At 63.3% G+C, this 16,746-nt stretch carries 14 protein-coding genes; all 14 read left to right on the top strand.

The features are described 5' to 3' along the window. Nucleotides 1–338: 338 nt before the first annotated feature. A complete protein-coding gene (gene hypB, locus E6W33_RS12740) occupies nucleotides 339–1,304 on the top strand; it encodes a hydrogenase nickel incorporation protein HypB (protein ID WP_136417690.1) in 966 nt (321 codons plus the stop codon). Next, nucleotides 1,301–2,464, top strand: coding sequence for a carbamoyltransferase HypF (locus E6W33_RS12735; RefSeq protein WP_136417689.1), 1,164 nt, complete (start codon nucleotides 1,301–1,303; stop codon nucleotides 2,462–2,464). Before hypB ends, E6W33_RS12735 begins: the two co-directional genes overlap by 4 nt. After that, the gene (locus E6W33_RS12730) at nucleotides 2,455–2,715 is read left to right on the top strand and encodes a HypC/HybG/HupF family hydrogenase formation chaperone (protein ID WP_136417688.1); all 261 of its coding nucleotides are present in this window, start codon (nucleotides 2,455–2,457) and stop codon (nucleotides 2,713–2,715) included. Before E6W33_RS12735 ends, E6W33_RS12730 begins: the two co-directional genes overlap by 10 nt. Then, nucleotides 2,699–3,838, top strand: a complete 1,140-nt coding sequence (hypD, locus tag E6W33_RS12725; RefSeq protein WP_136417687.1) for a hydrogenase formation protein HypD — start codon at nucleotides 2,699–2,701, stop codon at nucleotides 3,836–3,838. Before E6W33_RS12730 ends, hypD begins: the two co-directional genes overlap by 17 nt. Continuing rightward, entirely contained in the window at nucleotides 3,835–4,887 is a 1,053-nt protein-coding gene (gene hypE, locus E6W33_RS12720; protein ID WP_136417686.1) for a hydrogenase expression/formation protein HypE, read from the top strand. Before hypD ends, hypE begins: the two co-directional genes overlap by 4 nt. Before the next feature lie 7 nt (nucleotides 4,888–4,894). Then, complete coding sequence (locus E6W33_RS12715) at nucleotides 4,895–6,616, top strand: hydrogenase maturation protein (protein ID WP_136417685.1); 1,722 nt, start codon at nucleotides 4,895–4,897, stop codon at nucleotides 6,614–6,616. Nucleotides 6,617–6,625: 9 nt separating this feature from the next. Then, complete coding sequence (locus E6W33_RS12710) at nucleotides 6,626–8,098, top strand: sigma-54 dependent transcriptional regulator (RefSeq protein ID WP_136417684.1); 1,473 nt, start codon at nucleotides 6,626–6,628, stop codon at nucleotides 8,096–8,098. Beyond that, complete coding sequence (locus E6W33_RS12705) at nucleotides 8,095–9,129, top strand: HupU protein (protein ID WP_247869631.1); 1,035 nt, start codon at nucleotides 8,095–8,097, stop codon at nucleotides 9,127–9,129. Before E6W33_RS12710 ends, E6W33_RS12705 begins: the two co-directional genes overlap by 4 nt. A 7-nt stretch (nucleotides 9,130–9,136) precedes the next feature. Beyond that, nucleotides 9,137–10,597: a nickel-dependent hydrogenase large subunit gene (locus tag E6W33_RS12700; protein ID WP_136417683.1), complete on the top strand. Its 1,461-nt coding sequence runs from the start codon at nucleotides 9,137–9,139 to the stop codon at nucleotides 10,595–10,597. Between the two features lie 176 nt (nucleotides 10,598–10,773). Continuing rightward, nucleotides 10,774–12,156, top strand: a complete 1,383-nt coding sequence (locus tag E6W33_RS12695) for an ATP-binding protein (RefSeq protein WP_136417682.1) — start codon at nucleotides 10,774–10,776, stop codon at nucleotides 12,154–12,156. 50 nt (nucleotides 12,157–12,206) lie between these two features. Beyond that, nucleotides 12,207–13,199 carry a DNA-binding protein YbiB gene (ybiB, locus tag E6W33_RS12690; protein ID WP_136417681.1) on the top strand — a complete coding sequence of 331 codons (993 nt, stop codon included), beginning with the start codon at nucleotides 12,207–12,209 and terminating at the stop codon, nucleotides 13,197–13,199. Beyond that, entirely contained in the window at nucleotides 13,183–13,944 is a 762-nt protein-coding gene (gene cobA, locus E6W33_RS12685) for a uroporphyrinogen-III C-methyltransferase (RefSeq protein ID WP_136417680.1), read from the top strand. Before ybiB ends, cobA begins: the two co-directional genes overlap by 17 nt. A gap of 410 nt (nucleotides 13,945–14,354) precedes the next feature. Then, entirely contained in the window at nucleotides 14,355–15,560 is a 1,206-nt protein-coding gene (locus E6W33_RS12680; RefSeq protein WP_136417679.1) for a cation:proton antiporter, read from the top strand. A 32-nt stretch (nucleotides 15,561–15,592) separates the two neighbouring features. After that, a complete protein-coding gene (locus E6W33_RS12675) occupies nucleotides 15,593–16,741 on the top strand; it encodes a YbdK family carboxylate-amine ligase (RefSeq protein WP_247869630.1) in 1,149 nt (382 codons plus the stop codon). Nucleotides 16,742–16,746: the final 5 nt, after the last annotated feature.

Genomic DNA, 16,746 nt, shown 5'->3' with positions numbered 1-16,746 from the left:
AGTACGGAACACCTGACGGGACGAATGGTGATGCGCAACTTTTGTGCCACGGCGCATTTTTTTCATCACGGGCGCGGCAAATCGAGGCTGGGCCTTGCTGAGCGGGGAGCGGTGATGCGCGAGAGCAGAGCGCGGCCGGCGTCGGACGATGACTGCAGCTGCAATCACAAGTGCCGTTTTGGAGGGCAGACGCAAAGCGGGTTTCCAGCGGATCGGCACAAATCAATGTGTCGCTTGCTGTGCGAAGCGGAAGTTTGCTTTCCAGGTTGGACACGGTAGTGGAAGCTCATTAAACTCAACGAAGAAAAGTCGACGCAGAGTCGGCGAGGAGACAGACAATGTGTGTCGTATGCGGATGTGGAAACAAGGGGACCGGCAACGCGCAGGATCAATCGATGGAAACCGGATTGCCATATCGGCAAGTGCAGCGACCGGCGGGCAGTCTGCATCATCACCCGCATGGCCATCATCACGATCATGACCACGAGCATGACCACGCGCACGAACATGAGCACGATCATGTTGCAGTCGACGCGGCCACCGGCGACCTGCACTTCGGCCATGGACCGGCCTGCGTCTCGATTCCCGGCGTCAGCCAGGCGCGCACCATCAAGCTTGAACAGGATGTGCTTGGCAAGAACAACCGCTTCGCCGCGCAGAATCGCGAGCACTTCGCGCATCACGGTATCCTGGCGCTCAATCTCGTCTCCAGTCCCGGCTCCGGCAAGACGACGCTGCTGTGCGCGACCATCGAAGCGATCAGGCAGCGCGGAAACTTCCCTCCGGTCGCAGTCATCGAAGGCGACCAGCAGACCAGCAACGACGCCGATCGCATTCGCGCCACCGGTGCACCGGCTATCCAGATCAATACCGGCAAGGGCTGCCATCTCGACGCGCAGATGGTCGGCAATGCGTTTGCGCGATTGCCGCTGCATGCGCATGACGGACACGGCGGGCATGAAGGGCAGGGCGGCATCCTGTTTATCGAAAACGTCGGCAACCTTGTGTGTCCCGCGATGTGGGATCTTGGCGAGGCAGCCAAGGTCGCGATCCTGTCCGTGACCGAAGGCGAAGACAAGCCGCTCAAGTATCCCGACATGTTCGCCGCCGCGCGATTGATGATCCTGAACAAGGTCGATCTGTTGCCGTATTTGCGTTTCGACCTCGATCAATGCATCGCCTACGCACGGCGCGTCAACCCGGCCATCGAAGTGCTGCAAGTGTCCGCTACCAACGGCCAGGGCATGGACGCCTGGCTCGACTGGATCGCGCAAGAGCGCCGGGTATTGGCGGAGTCCCTATGACTACCGTCTCTCTCGATCTGCCAGCCGCGGCATCGGACACGAAAATTCTCGCCTGCGGCGCGTGGCTCAAGAACGCCACCTGCCTGCTGCATCGACAGCATGTGCAATGGTCCCCGGTGCACGGCGACCTCGGCGACCCGGCCAATTGCATCGCCCTGGAACAGTCGCTTGAAACCTTGCTCGCACAAGCGGACGGCCGCGTCGATGCGGTGGCGCACGACCTTCATCCCGATTTTTTCAGCACGCAACTGGCCGTGCGCATTGCCGGCGAACTGGGCGTTCCGGCAATCGGCGTACAGCATCATCACGCACACATTGCTGCTGTAGCCGCCGAATACGGCATGCGGGAACCGATGATCGGCCTTGCGCTCGATGGAGTCGGCCTCGGCACCGACGGCGTCGCCTGGGGTGGCGAACTGATCTGGGTGGATGGCGCGCAGTGGCAGCGGCCGGGGCATCTGCTTGCGCTCGCCTTGCCCGGCGGCGACGTCGCTGCCCGCGAACCCTGGCGCATGGCCGCATCGGCCTTGCATGCGATGGGACGCAATGCGGAAATCACGACGCGTTACGGTGAAACGGTCGGCATGCCCGCCGCGCAGACCGTGCAGACCATGCTGACGCGCGGGCTGAACTGCCCGCTTGCAACCGGCGCCGGACGCTGGTTCGACGCCGCTGCCGGCGCACTCGACATCAGCGTCAGGCAGGCCTTCGAAGCGGAGGCGGCAATCGCGCTGGAAAAGCTGGCCTCTGCCTATCTTGCCGAACACGGCGAGCCGGGCCGCACAGGCGACTATATGATCGATGACGCAGGCGTACTCGATCTGCGGCCTCTGTTCACCCAACTGTTCGCACTGGCCGATAACGGCGACGCGAAGAGCATCGCACGCGGCGCCGCGCTGTTTCACACCACGCTCGCCGGCGCGCTCGCCGAGTGGGCCGAGCAGGCGGCAAAGCAGTATGACGTGCGCGCCGTGGCACTCGGCGGCGGATGCTTTCTCAATCGCGTGCTGACCTCGCGCCTGAGCGCCGACCTCGACCGCCGCGGACTGCATGTCTTTCTGCCGCAAAAGGTGTCCTGCGGCGATGCCGGATTGGCGCTCGGCCAGGCCTGGGTCGCGGCGCAACAACTCATCGAAACAGGAGCGGATGCATGTGTTTAGCAATTCCCGCACGCGTGGTGGAAGTGCGATCGGGCCAGCTCGCAGTGATCGATCTGGCCGGCGTGCGCAAGGAAATCTCGACGGCGCTGGTCGATGCCGTGTCCGTCGACGACTACGTGATCGTGCACGTCGGTTATGCGATCGGCAAGGTCGATCCGGAAGAGGCGCAGCGCACGCTCGACATGTTCAACGAGCTTGAAAAGGCGCAGGCCTTGCGACACGAAGAAGGTTCCCATGAAATACATCGCTGAATACCGGGACGGCGAGCTGGCGCAAAAGATCGCCGCACGCATCCGTGACGAAGCCAGCCCGGAGCGGCGCTACAGCTTCATGGAATTCTGCGGCGGCCATACGCACGCGATTTCGCGCTATGGCGTGAGCGAGCTGCTGCCGCCGAATGTGCGCATGATCCACGGCCCCGGATGCCCGGTCTGCGTGCTGCCCATCGGGCGCATCGACCACGCCATCCATCTCGCACTGGAGCGCAATGCGATCGTCTGCACCTACGGCGACACCATGCGCGTTCCGGCGTCGGACGGCCTGTCGCTGATCAAGGCCAAGGCGCGCGGCGCGGATATCCGCATGGTGTACTCGGCGGCGGATGCATTGAAGACGGCGATCGACAATCCCGAGCGCGAAGTCGTCTTCTTCGCCATCGGCTTCGAAACCACCACGCCACCGACCGCGCTGGTGCTGCGCGATGCGGCCGCGCGCAAGGTGGACAACTTCAGCGTGCTGTGCTGCCACGTGCTGACGCCGTCCGCAATCACGCACATCCTCGAATCGCCGGAAGTGCGCGACTACGGCACGGTGCCGATCGACGGTTTCATCGGCCCGGCGCATGTGAGTATCGTGATCGGCTCCGGCCCGTATGAACACTTTGCCGAGGAATACCGCAAGCCGGTGGTCGTCGCCGGCTTCGAACCATTGGACGTGATCCAGGCGATCCTGATGCTGGTGCGCCAGGTCAATGAAGGGCGCAGCGAAGTCGAGAACGAATTCATGCGCGCCGTCACCACCGAAGGCAATCTCACCGCGCAGACGCTGGTGTCCGACGTGTTCGAGTTGCGCACCACCTTCGAATGGCGCGGCCTGGGTGAAGTGCCGTACAGCGCCTTGCGCATCCGCCCCGCCTACGCGGCCTACGACGCGGAGAAGAAGTTCGGCCTCACTTATCGGCCGGTGGCTGACAACAAGGCTTGCGAATGCGGCGCCATCCTGCGCGGCGTGAAAGGCCCGACCGATTGCAAGCTGTTCGGCACCGTGTGCACGCCGGAAAACCCGATGGGTTCGTGCATGGTGTCGAGCGAGGGCGCCTGCGCCGCGCATTATTCGTATGGACGATTCAAGGATATTCCAGTGGTGACTGCATGAATGGAACAGTGAAGAAAAATTACATCCGTCCGCTCGATTTCAAGAATGGACGCATCGATATGGGACACGGCGCGGGAGGACGCGCATCGGCGCAACTGATCGAGGAATTGTTCGTCACCGCCTTCGACAATGAATGGCTGCGCCAGGGCAATGACGGCGCACGCATGACACTGCCGGCAGGGCGCGTGGTGATGGCCACCGATGCGCATGTGGTGTCGCCGCTGTTCTTCCCCGGCGGCGATATCGGCTGCCTGTCGGTGCACGGCACCGTCAACGACGTCGCGATGAACGGCGCGACGCCGCTCTACCTGTCGGCCAGCTTCATCCTGGAGGAAGGCTTCGCGCTGTCGGAGTTGAAGCGCATTGTCGAATCCATGGCGCAGGCCTCGCGCGACGCCGGCGTACCCGTCGTGACCGGCGACACCAAGGTGGTCGAGCGTGGCAAGGGCGACGGCGTGTTTATCAGCACCACCGGCGTGGGCGTGGTGCCGCCCGGCATCGATATCGACGGCGCCTACGCCAAGCCGGGCGATGCGATTCTCGTGTCCGGTCATATCGGCAGCCATGGTGTTGCCATCATGTCCAAGCGCGAATCACTGGCCTTCGAGACCGAAATCCTGTCCGATACCGCAGCGCTGCACGGACTGGTCGCCGACATGCTGGCGGCGATGCCGCGTGTGCATGTGTTGCGTGACCCCACGCGCGGTGGCCTTGCCACTACGCTCAATGAAATCGCCAAGCAGTCCGGTGTCGGCATGCTGCTGGACGAGGCAACGATCCCCGTGCTGCCGCAAGTGGAAGCGGCGTGCGAATTTCTCGGCCTCGATCCGCTCTATGTCGCCAACGAAGGAAAACTGATCGCCATCTGCGCGGAGCAGGATGCGGACACATTGCTTGCCGCCATGCGCGCCCATCCGCTCGGCAAGGACGCGGCGCGCATCGGCAGCGTGATCGAGGACACGCACGGCTTCGTGCAGATGAAAACCCGCTTCGGCGGTCGACGCGTGGTCGACTGGCTGTCGGGCGAGCAATTGCCGCGCATCTGCTGAGGCCGTCATGCGCATTCTCTTCATTTCCCACAGCTTCAACAGCCTCACGCAGCGGCTGTTCGTCGAACTGTGCGCGCGCGGCCATGAGGTATCGATCGAACTGGACATCGCCGATTCCGTGAGCGAAGAAGCGGTGGCCATGTACAAGCCCGACCTGATCGTCGCGCCCTTTCTGAAACGCGCGGTGCCTGCCTCGATCTGGCAGAAGCACGTGTGCCTGATTGTCCATCCCGGCATCGTCGGCGACCGCGGACCGTCGGCGCTCGACTGGGCCATCCTGAACCGCGAAGCGCGCTGGGGCGTGACGGTGCTGCAAGCCAATGCCGAGATGGACGCGGGCGACATCTGGGCGACTGCCGGCTTCCCGATGCGGACTGCGATGAAGAGCAGCCTGTACCGCAATGAAGTGACCAATGCCGCCGTCGCCGCCGTGCTGGAGGCGATAGCCAAATTCGAACGCGGAGAACGCCCGCTGCCCTTGGCCGAGGCGGGCGACACGCAGGGGCAGTTGCGTCCGCTGCTGCGGCAGGAGCAACGCCGCATCGACTGGCACAACGACGACAGCGCGACGGTGCTGGCGAAGATCCACGGCGCGGACGGATTTCCGGGTGTAGTCGACAGCCTGTTCGGCACACCTTGCTATCTGTACGACGCGCACCCCGCCACGAGTGTGGCCCTGGCGGCAGTGAAGGGCAGTCCGGGCGATATCGTCGCACGCCGCGATGAAGCCGTCTTGCGCCGCACGCGCGATGGCGGCGTGTGGATAGGCCATGCGCGCCGCGCGCCGGGCGCCGAGGATCTCGACAAGCAGTTGAAACTCCCTGTTGCGGTGGCCTTTCCCGCCGAGACCGCGGACTTGCCCGAGCTGGCAGTTCCGCTGCAACGCGCCGACGAGGAATGGGGCGAGCTGCGTTACCGCGAAGAGGGTGCGGTCGGCTATCTGTCTTTCGATTTCTACAATGGCGCGATGTCGACCGCACAATGCCGGCGCCTGCGCGACGCGGTACTGGAAGCCAGGCAACGACCGACGCGCGTTCTGGTACTGCTGGGCGGCGAGGATTTCTTCAGCAACGGCATCCACCTGAATTGCATCGAAGCGGCCGCCCACCGGCCCGACGAGAGCGCGGCCGACGAGTCCTGGCATAACATCAATGCGATGGACGACCTCGCGCTCGAAATCCTGACCGCCAATGAGCAGCTGACGATCGCTGCCATGCGCGGCAACGCCGGCGCCGGCGGTGCCTTCCTGGCGCTGGCGGCCGACATGGTCTGGGCGCATGAAGGCGTGCTGCTCAATCCGCATTACAAGAACATGGGCAACCTGTACGGCTCCGAGTACTGGACCTATCTGCTGCCGCGGCGGGTGGGCACGGACCAGGCGCGCGCCATCACGCAGAACCGCATGCCGATCTCGGCCATGCAGGCGGCGCGGCAGGGACTGATCGATGCCGCGTTCGAGCGCGACGCCCAAGAATTTCTGCAGGAAGTGAGGCGCCGCGCCACGGCGCTCGCGCAAGCGGACGACTACGGCGAACGGCTGGCGGCCAAGCGCGAGCGCCGCAGCCGCGATGAAGCAGCCAAGCCGCTGCAAGCCTACCGCGATGAGGAATTGGCAAGAATGCGCCGCAATTTTTACGGATTCGATCCCAGTTACCATGTCGCGCGCTACCATTTTGTGCATAAAATGCCGCATGCGTGGACACCGCGCCACCTCGCTATCCACCGCTGATCACATCTCATGAATGCCGCCCTTCCGACCAGCCTGCCGACCGTCCTCGTGATCGACGACGAACCGCGATCGCAAGACGCGATCCGGCGCACCCTCGAAGAGGACTTCAACGTGATCACGGCCGGCGCGGCCGACGATGGACGCGAGCTGATGGAGCGGCATTCCGTCTCCGTCATCCTGTGCGACCAGCGCATGCCCGGCACGACAGGCGTGCAGTTTCTCAAGGAAGTGCGCGAGCGCTGGCCGGACGTGGTGCGCATCATCATTTCCGGCTACACCGATTCGGAAGACATCATCGAAGGCATCAACGAGGCAGGCATCTATCAATACCTGCTCAAGCCCTGGCTGCCCGACCACTTGCTGGAAACAGTCCGGCGCGCGGTGGAGGCGCAGGGACTGCAGTCCGACATGCATCGCCTCAACATTGAATTGCGCACCAGCACGCCGGTATTGCGCGCACGTGCCGCCGAAAAGCAGGCCAGCGTGCGCGATGCCTTCGACTTCAGCCGCATCGTGCGCGCGCAGGGCAGCCCGATGGATCAGGTCTGCGAGATCGCCGCGCGCATCGCACGCTACGATCTGTCCGTGCTGGTTCTCGGCGAATCGGGAAGCGGCAAGGAACTGCTCGCACGCGCAATGCACTATGCCAGCCCGCGCGCATCGCGCGCCTTCGTGATGGAGAACTGCGCAGCGATGTCGGAGACGCTGCTGGAATCGGAACTGTTCGGCCACAAGCGCGGCTCCTTCACCGGCGCGTATGAAGACCATGTCGGGCTGTTCCAGCGCGCCGATGGCGGAACGGTTTTTCTCGATGAGATCGGTGACACTTCGCCCGGCTTCCAGGTCAAGCTGCTGCGCGTCCTGCAGGAGGGCGAAGTGCGTCCCGTGGGCGCGACGCGCGCGATACCCGTCAACGTGCGCGTGATTGCCGCCACCCACCGCAACCTCGAAGACGACGTGCACGCCGGGCGATTCCGCCAGGACCTGTATTACCGCCTTGCAGGCATGACGATGGCGATACCGCCCCTGCGCGAACGGCCCGGCGATATTCCGCCGATCGCCGAATCGCTGCTGCAGCATGCCGTGCGCGAGCTGGCCAAACCCATCGAGCGATTCCATCCCGACGCCGTCGCCAGCATGATGTCGTATCCGTGGCCCGGCAATATCCGCGAATTGCGCAACGAGATCTACCGCGCGGTCGCGCTCACCGAAGGCAGCGAAGTGGGCGCGCGCGCCTTTTCCAGCAAGGTGCTGCAGGGGCAGCCCGGCACCGCGGCATTGCACGGCACCGGTACACCTGGCTATCCCGGCATGCCGCAGTCCGGCACACTGCAGGAACGGCTTGATGCGATCGAGGCGGTGATCCTGAAGGAAACCCTGCTGCGCTACCGCTGGAACAAGACGCATGCATCGAAGGAACTCGGCCTGTCGCGCGTCGGTCTGCGCAGCAAGCTGGTGCGCTTCGGACTGGAGGAAAAATGATGCCGCATGACGACATTCCCGAGCGACGCCCCGGCTTCAATGTCTTGTGGCTGCAGTCCGGCGGCTGCGGCGGTTGCACCATGTCGCTGCTGTGCGCAGACACGGCGGATTTTTTCGGATCGCTCACCGATGCCGGCATCAACATGCTGTGGCATCCCTCGCTGTCGCTCGAAAGCGGCAGCGATGCCCTGAACATCCTGCGCGCCTGCTGCGAGCGCGAAATTCCCTTGAATGCCTTGTGCGTCGAAGGCGCGCTGCTGCGCGGTCCCGGCGGCAGCGGGCGATTCCATATGTTGTCCGGTACCGGCAAGCCGATGATCGCGTGGGTGCGCGAGCTTGCTGCGGTAGCCGACCATGCGATCGCAGTCGGTAGTTGCGCGGCCTATGGCGGCATCACCGCCGGCGGCGGCAATCCGACCGACGCCTGCGGCCTGCAGTATGACGGCGACCAGATCGGCGGCCTGCTCGGCGCGCACTATCGCGCGCGCTCCGGCCTGCCGGTCATCAACGTCGCGGGATGCCCGACCCATCCGCAGTGGGTGATCGAAACCCTGATGGCGCTCGCGGCCGACCAGTTCGACGCCAGCCAGATCGATGCGCTCGGCCGTCCGCGCTTTTATGCGGACCGCCTGGTGCACCACGGCTGCACCCGCAACGAATTCTATGAATTCAAGGCCAGCGCGGCCAAGCCTTCCGACCTCGGCTGTCTCATGGAAAACATGGGGTGCAAGGGCACGCAGGCACACGCCGATTGCGGCGCGCGTCCATGGAACGGCGAGGGCTCCTGCCTGCGCGGCGGCTACGCCTGCATCAGCTGCACCGAACCCGGTTTCGAGGAGCCGGGCCATCCCTTCCACGTGACGCCGAAAATCGCCGGCATTCCGATCGGCCTGCCGTCCGACATGCCGAAAGCCTGGTTCGTCGCACTCTCGTCCTTGTCGAAATCGGCCACGCCCAAACGCGTGCGCGACAATGCGCGGGTCGACCATCAGGTGGTCAATCCCGCCATTCGCAAGACGCGGCTGAAATGAGAGCGCCATGTCACGCCTGATCGTCGGCCCTTTCAACCGCGTCGAGGGCGACCTCGAAGTGCAGCTCGATGTCGTCGATGGCAGCGTGCGTTCGGCGCAGGTGAACGCGCCCATGTATCGCGGCTTCGAGCAGATCCTGCAGCAGAAGCATCCCTTCGATGCGATGGTGTACGTGCCGCGCATCTGCGGCATCTGTTCCGTTTCGCAATCGGTCGCCGCCGCGCGCGCACTGGCCGACGCCATGCAGGTTGCGCCACCGCCGAACGGGCTGATCGTTACCAACCTGATGCTCGCCGCGGAAAATCTGGCCGATCACCTGAGCCATTTCTACCTGTTCTTCATGCCCGACTTCGCGCGCCCCGTCTATGCCGGATTGCCCTGGCATGCGCAGGTGCGGCAGCGCTTCGCCGCGCAGCAGGGCGAGCATGCACGGCAGGCCATCGCTGCCCGCCAGCGCTGGTTCACGCTGCTGGGGACCCTGGGCGGAAAATGGCCGCATACGCAATCCATCCACCCCGGCGGCTCGGCACGCGCCATCGATGCGTCCGAACGCGTGCGCATGCTCGCGCGCATCCGCGAATTCCGCGCATTCCTGGAACGCACCCTGTTTGCCGCGCCGCTGGAGCAGATCGCCGCCCTCGACAATGAAGAAGCCTTGCGCGCGTGGCATGCAAGCGCGCCACCGGATCATGGCGATTTCCGTCTGTTTCTCACGATTGCGCAGGATGCCGGCCTCGACCGCCTCGGGCAAGGCCCGGGACTCTACCTGTCCTACGGCGCCTATCCGCAACACGATGCAACAATGCGCTTCGTACCCGGTGTCTGGGATGCCGCGCAGAAGGCGACGACTCCGCTCGATACCGCCGCGATAGAAGAAGACGCAACGCGCGCCTGGCTGTCCGACCAGGGCGGTCCGCGCCATCCGCGCGAAGGCCTGACCTTGCCGACACCGGACAAACCCGATGCCTATACCTGGAACAAGGCGCCGCGCCTCGGCGGCCGCGTACTGGAAACCGGAGCGCTGGCCCGCCAGCTCGTCAACGGCCACCCGCTGGTACGCGATGCGGCCGAGCGCTGCGGCGGCACGGTCTACAGCCGCGTGCTGGCGCGCCTGCTGGAACTCGCGCTGGTCGTGCCGGCAATGGAAAAATGGCTGGGCGCGGTGCGCATCGGCGACCCCTATTTCACGGAATCGCCTTTGCCCGACCATGCGGAAGGCACCGGCCTGACCGAAGCGGCGCGCGGCAGCCTCGGCCACTGGATCGCGATCCGCGACGGCAAGATCCTGAATTACCAGATCGTCGCGCCGACCTCCTGGAATTTCTCGCCGCGCGATGCCCAAGGCGTTCCCGGCGCGCTGGAAGCAGCGTTGGTCGGCGCACCGGTGCGCGAGGGCGAAGACACGCCGGTCGCGGTCCAGCACATCGTTCGCTCGTTTGATCCATGCATGGTATGTACTGTGCATTGAATTTTTTGTCCACGGAAAACACGGAAGACACGGAAAGAAATGAAAATCTTGTGGAAGTACGTAGCCAATAGCCAGTGTTCGTTACGTCTGTCCGAACAGACGCCAACCATGTGAAAAGATTTTTTCCGTGTCTTCCGTGATTTCCGTGGACACCCAGCTTTTCCGGACCAACAACCATGCCACAGAGCAGATCGAAAACCAAATCACCGCCGCTCCCCCAGATCGGCGCGCTGCCCAACCAGCCGCCCATCGAAGGCGTCGATGAAGCCACCTGGGTCGACGTGATCCACAAGATGGACGAGGTATATTCGCAACTGGTGCGCGACGAGATCGCCCTCGAAGAAAAGAACGAGGCGCTGGAGCGTTCGCAGCAGTTCATCTTCAGCCTGCTGTCGGCCATGTCGGATGTGCTGATCGCCTGCAACCATCTCGGCGAGATCGAGGAAACCAATGCGGCGCTGCGTGCACTGGTCGGCATCAGTGAAGCCGATTTGCACGGCATGCAGATCTACCGGCTGCTGGCCGACAGCGAAAGCGTCGAGTGCGTGCGCAAGGTGATCGAGCAGGCCGAACCACGGCGCGTGTGCGAAGTGACCGAACTCAATCTGAGCAATGCCGCGCACGGCGCCGTCCCCGTCGATGTCAATTGCACGCCACGCATAGACAGCAGCGGCAGGCATGTCGGCTACGTCTTCGTCGGACGTCCCGTGGGCGAACTCAAGCGCGCCTATCACGAACTGCGCGAGACGCACGAAGCGCTCAAGCGCACGCAGCGGCAGCTCCTGCATTCGGAAAAGATGGCATCGCTCGGCCGCCTCGTCGCTGGCGTCGCGCATGAGCTCAACAATCCGATCAGCTTTGTGCTGGGCAATGTGCATGCACTGAAGCGCTACAGCGAACGCCTCGCGACCTATGTGAACGCCTTGCACGAGCAGGGCGCGTCGCATGAGATGACCGAACTGCGCCGGCACTTGCGCATCGACCGCATCGTGGCGGACTTGCCCTCGCTGATCGAGGGAACCATCGAAGGCGCGCAGCGCACCGCCGATATCGTCAATGGGCTCAAGCGCTTCTCGGTGGTGGACCGCGAAGAGAAGACGACGGTGAACCTCGCCGCCGTGGTCGAGCGCGCCATTCACTGGGTCAGGAAGGGCACCGCACCGGAATTCACGGTGCACTGGGAAGCCGGCGAAGCCCTGAACGTCATCGGCAACGCCGGCCAGCTCCTGCAAGTGCTGATGAACCTGATTCAGAACGCCTATGACGCCGCTGCGGCAGCGCACGTGACGCAACCGCAACTCTGGATCTCCGCGCACAAGGATGCGCAGCATGTGACGCTGATGCTGCGCGATAACGGCCCGGGCATTCCCCCCGAACACATGTCGCAGATCTTCGATCCCTTCTTCACCACCAAGCCGGTGGGCAAGGGCACCGGGCTCGGCTTGTCGATCAGCTACGGCATCATCGAACAGCACGGCGGCAAGATGTACGCGCGCAATGTGGTCGGCGGCGGCGCGGAATTCGTGATCGAGTTGCCGGTCGCGGCGGAGCGGTGCTGAAGGGCCGGGCCGGCTTTCATTCAAGTCCCGGTTCGGTGTACCCTCTCACCATGGAACACGCACACTCCCACGAATCCTTTCCCGCCGCCCGCTTCATCAAGGAAATCGGCCGCGGCAAGAAAGGCGCGCGCAGTATGTCGCGCGACGACGCTTCTCAACTTTATGCTGCCATGCTCGACGGCCGCGTTTCCGATCTGGAACTCGGTGCCATCGTGATGGCGATGCGCATCAAGGGCGAGTCGGTCGACGAGATCGCCGGTTTTCTCGATGCCGCCGAAGCATCGTTCACCAAGCTCGCCGCGCCCGATGGTGAGCACGCGCCCGTCGTGATACCCAGCTACAACGGTTCGCGCCACATGGCGAATCTGACACCGCTGCTGGCCTTGCTGCTTGCACAACGCGGCGTGCCGGTGCTGGTGCATGGCGTGACGACCGATCCGGGCCGGGTAACGACCGCCGAGATTCTCCAGGCGCTCGGTTATTCCTTCGCTCAAACGGTGCAGGAAGCGCAACAAGGCTTCGCGCGACGGGAGCCGGTCTTCATGCCGATCGAAGCGCTCGCGCCGCGCATGGCGCGTTTGCTGGCGCTGCGTCGCGTACTGGGCGTGCGCAGTTCGACCCACACACTGGTCAAGATTCTCCAGCCGTTCTCCGGCCCGGCGCTGCGCCTGACTTCATACACGCATCCGGAATACCTCGAGATGCTGAGCGCCTATTTTTCCAGCGCCGCACCGGTCGCGCGCGGCGACGTGTTCCTGATGCGCGGCACCGAGGGTGAAACAGTCGCCAATGCCAAGCGCGCGCAGCAGATCGAATGGTTCCACGAGCATGAACGCACGATCCTGGTGCAAAAAGAAGGCCCCGTGGACGAACTGCCCCCATTACCGCCCTCAAGTGATGCAGAAACGACGGCAAAATGGATCAGGGACGCGCTCAAGGGCGATCAACCCGTCCCGCAACCCATCGCCGATCAGGTGGAACACTGTTTGCATGTAACAAGACGTCTACATGCAAACAAGGTGTTCCATGACGAGCCCCGCTAAAGTCTTTCTCGTCGGCGCCGGTCCCGGCGATCCGGAGCTGCTCACGCTCAAGGCAGTGAAGGCGATCGGCAAGGCCGACGTGCTGTTGGTCGACGACCTTGTCAATCCCGACATCCTCGCGTTCGCCCGGCAGGAAGCCCGCATCATCCACGTCGGCAAGCGCGGCGGCTGCCAGTCCACGCCGCAGGAATTCATCGAACGCCTCATGATCGCCGAAGCCCGCGCCGGCCAGGTTGTTGTCCGCCTGAAGGGCGGCGATCCCTTCATCTTCGGACGCGGCGGCGAAGAGCGCGCGCATCTGCAGGCAGCGGGCATCGATGTCGAAGTTGTCAACGGCATCAGCAGCGGCCTGGCTGCACCGGCGTCGATCGGCGTCCCGCTGACGCATCGCGACTGGAGCCAGGGCGCGGTCTTCGTGACCGGCCACGGCAAGACGCCGGACGCCGATCCCGACTGGGCAACGCTGGCGAGGCTCGACATGACGCTCGTCATTTACATGGGTGTCGCGCGTTGCCGTGAAATCCAGACAGCCCTGCTCGCCGGCGGCAAGTCTGCTACCACGCCGGTTGCCGTGATTCAAGCGGCGACGTCGGACGCGCAGGCGCAATTGATTACCACTCTCGGCGCATTGCCGCAGGCGCTGGCCGCATCCTCGCTCGGCAGCCCGAGCATCATCGTGATCGGCGATGTCGTGCGTTGTGCGTCGCAGGACATGATCCCCGGCCTGGATCAGCGCACCGCCTGATTCGCGCTTCCTGCATGGGACGGCCTCTCCGAGCGGAGCAGGCCGTCTTATCGCATCCCGCTCCCGCGAACGCCGCGACGTTTGACGCATTTTCCTGCTCGCTCGCCACTCATTACATGGCTGACAACCGATTCCACAAAAAAGTGCAATACGGAATTTTTAATAGGAACTTTATTACTTGCCTGCTGACAAAAGCTTTGCAGTTCCTAATGTCTCGGCCGCGACATCATTATTAGCAAGAGGAGTTCAGAGTCGCCGTTTGATTTTTCGATGCCATGGTGCCGGGCGTGCAGCACGCGTTTTGCGTTTCAAGATTCGCTTGCGATTTTCCATCCCTGCATTCGTCATCGATTTCAAGCGGATTTCTGATCTCACTCCTGTATTAAAAACATTTCAATCTGGGAGAATCCATGTCGTGGACGCTACCGCCATTTGACCTGGCGCAGCCACTGCAGTGGAACGCGCTGTTGTTGTTCGGCAGCCTGTTATTGTTGGGTATGATCGGCGGCCATCTGGTCGCAAAAAATTCCTGGATACCTCGCATCACCGGTTATCTGCTGGTCGGGATGATTCTCGGCACCGGCGGCCTGGACTGGCTGTCGGGTGACCTGCTGAAACTGTCGAATGTCTTCGCCGACATCGCGCTCGCACTGGTCGCCTATCAACTCGGCCGCTACGTCGATATCGGCTGGCTGCGTCATGAAAAATGGCTGGTGGCCACGGTCGTCGCCGGCTCCGCCTTGTGTTTCCTGTTCGTCTGGGGCGCGCTGGAAGCGCTCGGCGTTGCACGTCCGCTCGCCATGCTGGCCGGCGTGTTCGCCATCGGTACTGCACCCGCGGTCGTGATGGTCGTCGTGCGCGACCTCGGTGCCGAAGGGCACATCACGCGGCGCCTTGCCGCGATGACCGCCTTGAACAATCTGGTGGCGCTTCTGTCTGCCTATATCGTCTTGCCGCTGGTCGCTACCGATGCCGACATTCCCTTGCAGACCTTGTTGGCGAGCACCTTGTATTCGGTGTTCGGTTCGGCCTTGCTTGCCTACCTGACCTATCGCCTGATGATGCCGCTGGCGCGCCTGCTCGGCCGCGAGCGCAGCCGCCAGTTCGTGCTGGTGATCGCCATCATCACGCTCACGATCGGCGCGGCGCATGCGTTGCGTCTGCCGGTGCTGCTGACCATGCTGATCTTCGCCATCCTGTCCAAGAACCTGGACCTGCAGTACGACTTGATGGAACTCGAATTCGGCGTTGCCAGCGAGCTGTTCATCGTCATGCTGTTCATGACGGTCGGCGCATCCATCCATGTCTCCGAGCTGGTTGCGATCGGCGGCTCGGTCGCGGTGCTGATCGGCGCGCGCTTTGCCGCCATGGCATGCAGCATCTTTGCGTTCGCACGCCCGGCGAAACTGAAATGGCGGCAGGCAGGCTTGCTCACCCTCGGCGCGCTGCCGATGGCGGAAGCAAGCCTGGTGCTGGGACAGATTTCCGCCGTCTATCCGCACACCGCGGCAGCGGTGGCGCCGCTGCTCGCCGGCAGCCTCATCGTGCTTGAACTGTTCGGCCCGATCGCGACGCAATTTGCACTGATCAAGTCCGGCGAGAGCGGACGCGAATAAGCGACTAAATAATGAAAACCAAGGAGAGACACATGGGCATCCTGCCTTTCACATCCTCGACACCCTTCACGATGGGCATCGAGCTTGAACTGCAACTCGTGAACCGCCGCAATTACAACCTCGCGACCGACGCGCTCGACCTGCTGGCATGGATCGAGCCGCGCAAGCTGCAGGACCAGATCAAGCTGGAAATCACGCAAGGCATGATCGAGCTGAATTCCGGCATCCATACCCGTGTCGACGAATTGCTCGCCGAGTTGAAAGACCTGCGCTCGGCCTTGCTGCGAGGCGCGCAGCGGCTGAACATCGACGTCGCCGGCGGCGGCGCGCATCCCTTCCAGAGCTGGAGCGAGCAGCGCATCACGCCGAGCGAACGTTTCCATCACATTCATCGCAGGTATGGCTATCTTGCCAAGACATTCACCGTGTTCGGCCAGCATATTCATATCGGCGTTGCCAATGGTGACGACGCCTTGTACCTGACGCACGGATTCTCGCGCTTCGTGCCGCACTTCATCGCATTGTCGGCCGCATCGCCGTTCTACCAGGGCGTCGACACCGCCTTCGACTCCTCGCGCAGCAACGTGGTCCGAGCGTTCCCGCTGGCCGGCACAGTACCCGTGCTGACCAAGTGGAGCGAATTCGAGAGCTATTACGATGAATTGATGCAGCTCGGGATCATCGGCAGCATGAAGGATTTTTACTGGGACATCCGCCCCAAACCCGAATACGGCACGGTCGAGATCCGTGTATGCGACACGCCGCTGACGCTGGAGCATGCGGCGCTGCTCGGCTGCTACGCGCAACTGCTGGCGCGCTGGCTGCTGACCGAACGGCCGATCACCATCGACGAGGATTTCTATCTGCTGTATCAGTACAACCGTTTCGAAGCCAGCCGCTACGGACTCGACGGCGAGATCGCGCAGCAGTCCGCGGACAAGACCTCGGCCAAGCAATCGATTTACGTCAGCATCCTGAACCGACTGCAGGATCTGAAACGCTACGCGCAGAACGACGCCGACTTGCAGGCGCTCAAGAAGCTGCGCCACATGGCCTACGAACGTCTCAACGATGCAACCTGGCTGCGCGACACCTACAAGCAGCGCGGCTCGCTCAATGACGTGATGCGTCTTTCATCGGAGTTATGGATGAAGCATTCGTCGTCGCCGTGCTTCCATTAGTTACA

This window comes from Herbaspirillum sp. ST 5-3, assembly GCF_004804275.1.
Classification (GTDB): Bacteria; Pseudomonadota; Gammaproteobacteria; order Burkholderiales; family Burkholderiaceae_D; genus Noviherbaspirillum.
This window is presented reverse-complemented; position numbering and strand designations above follow the sequence as displayed.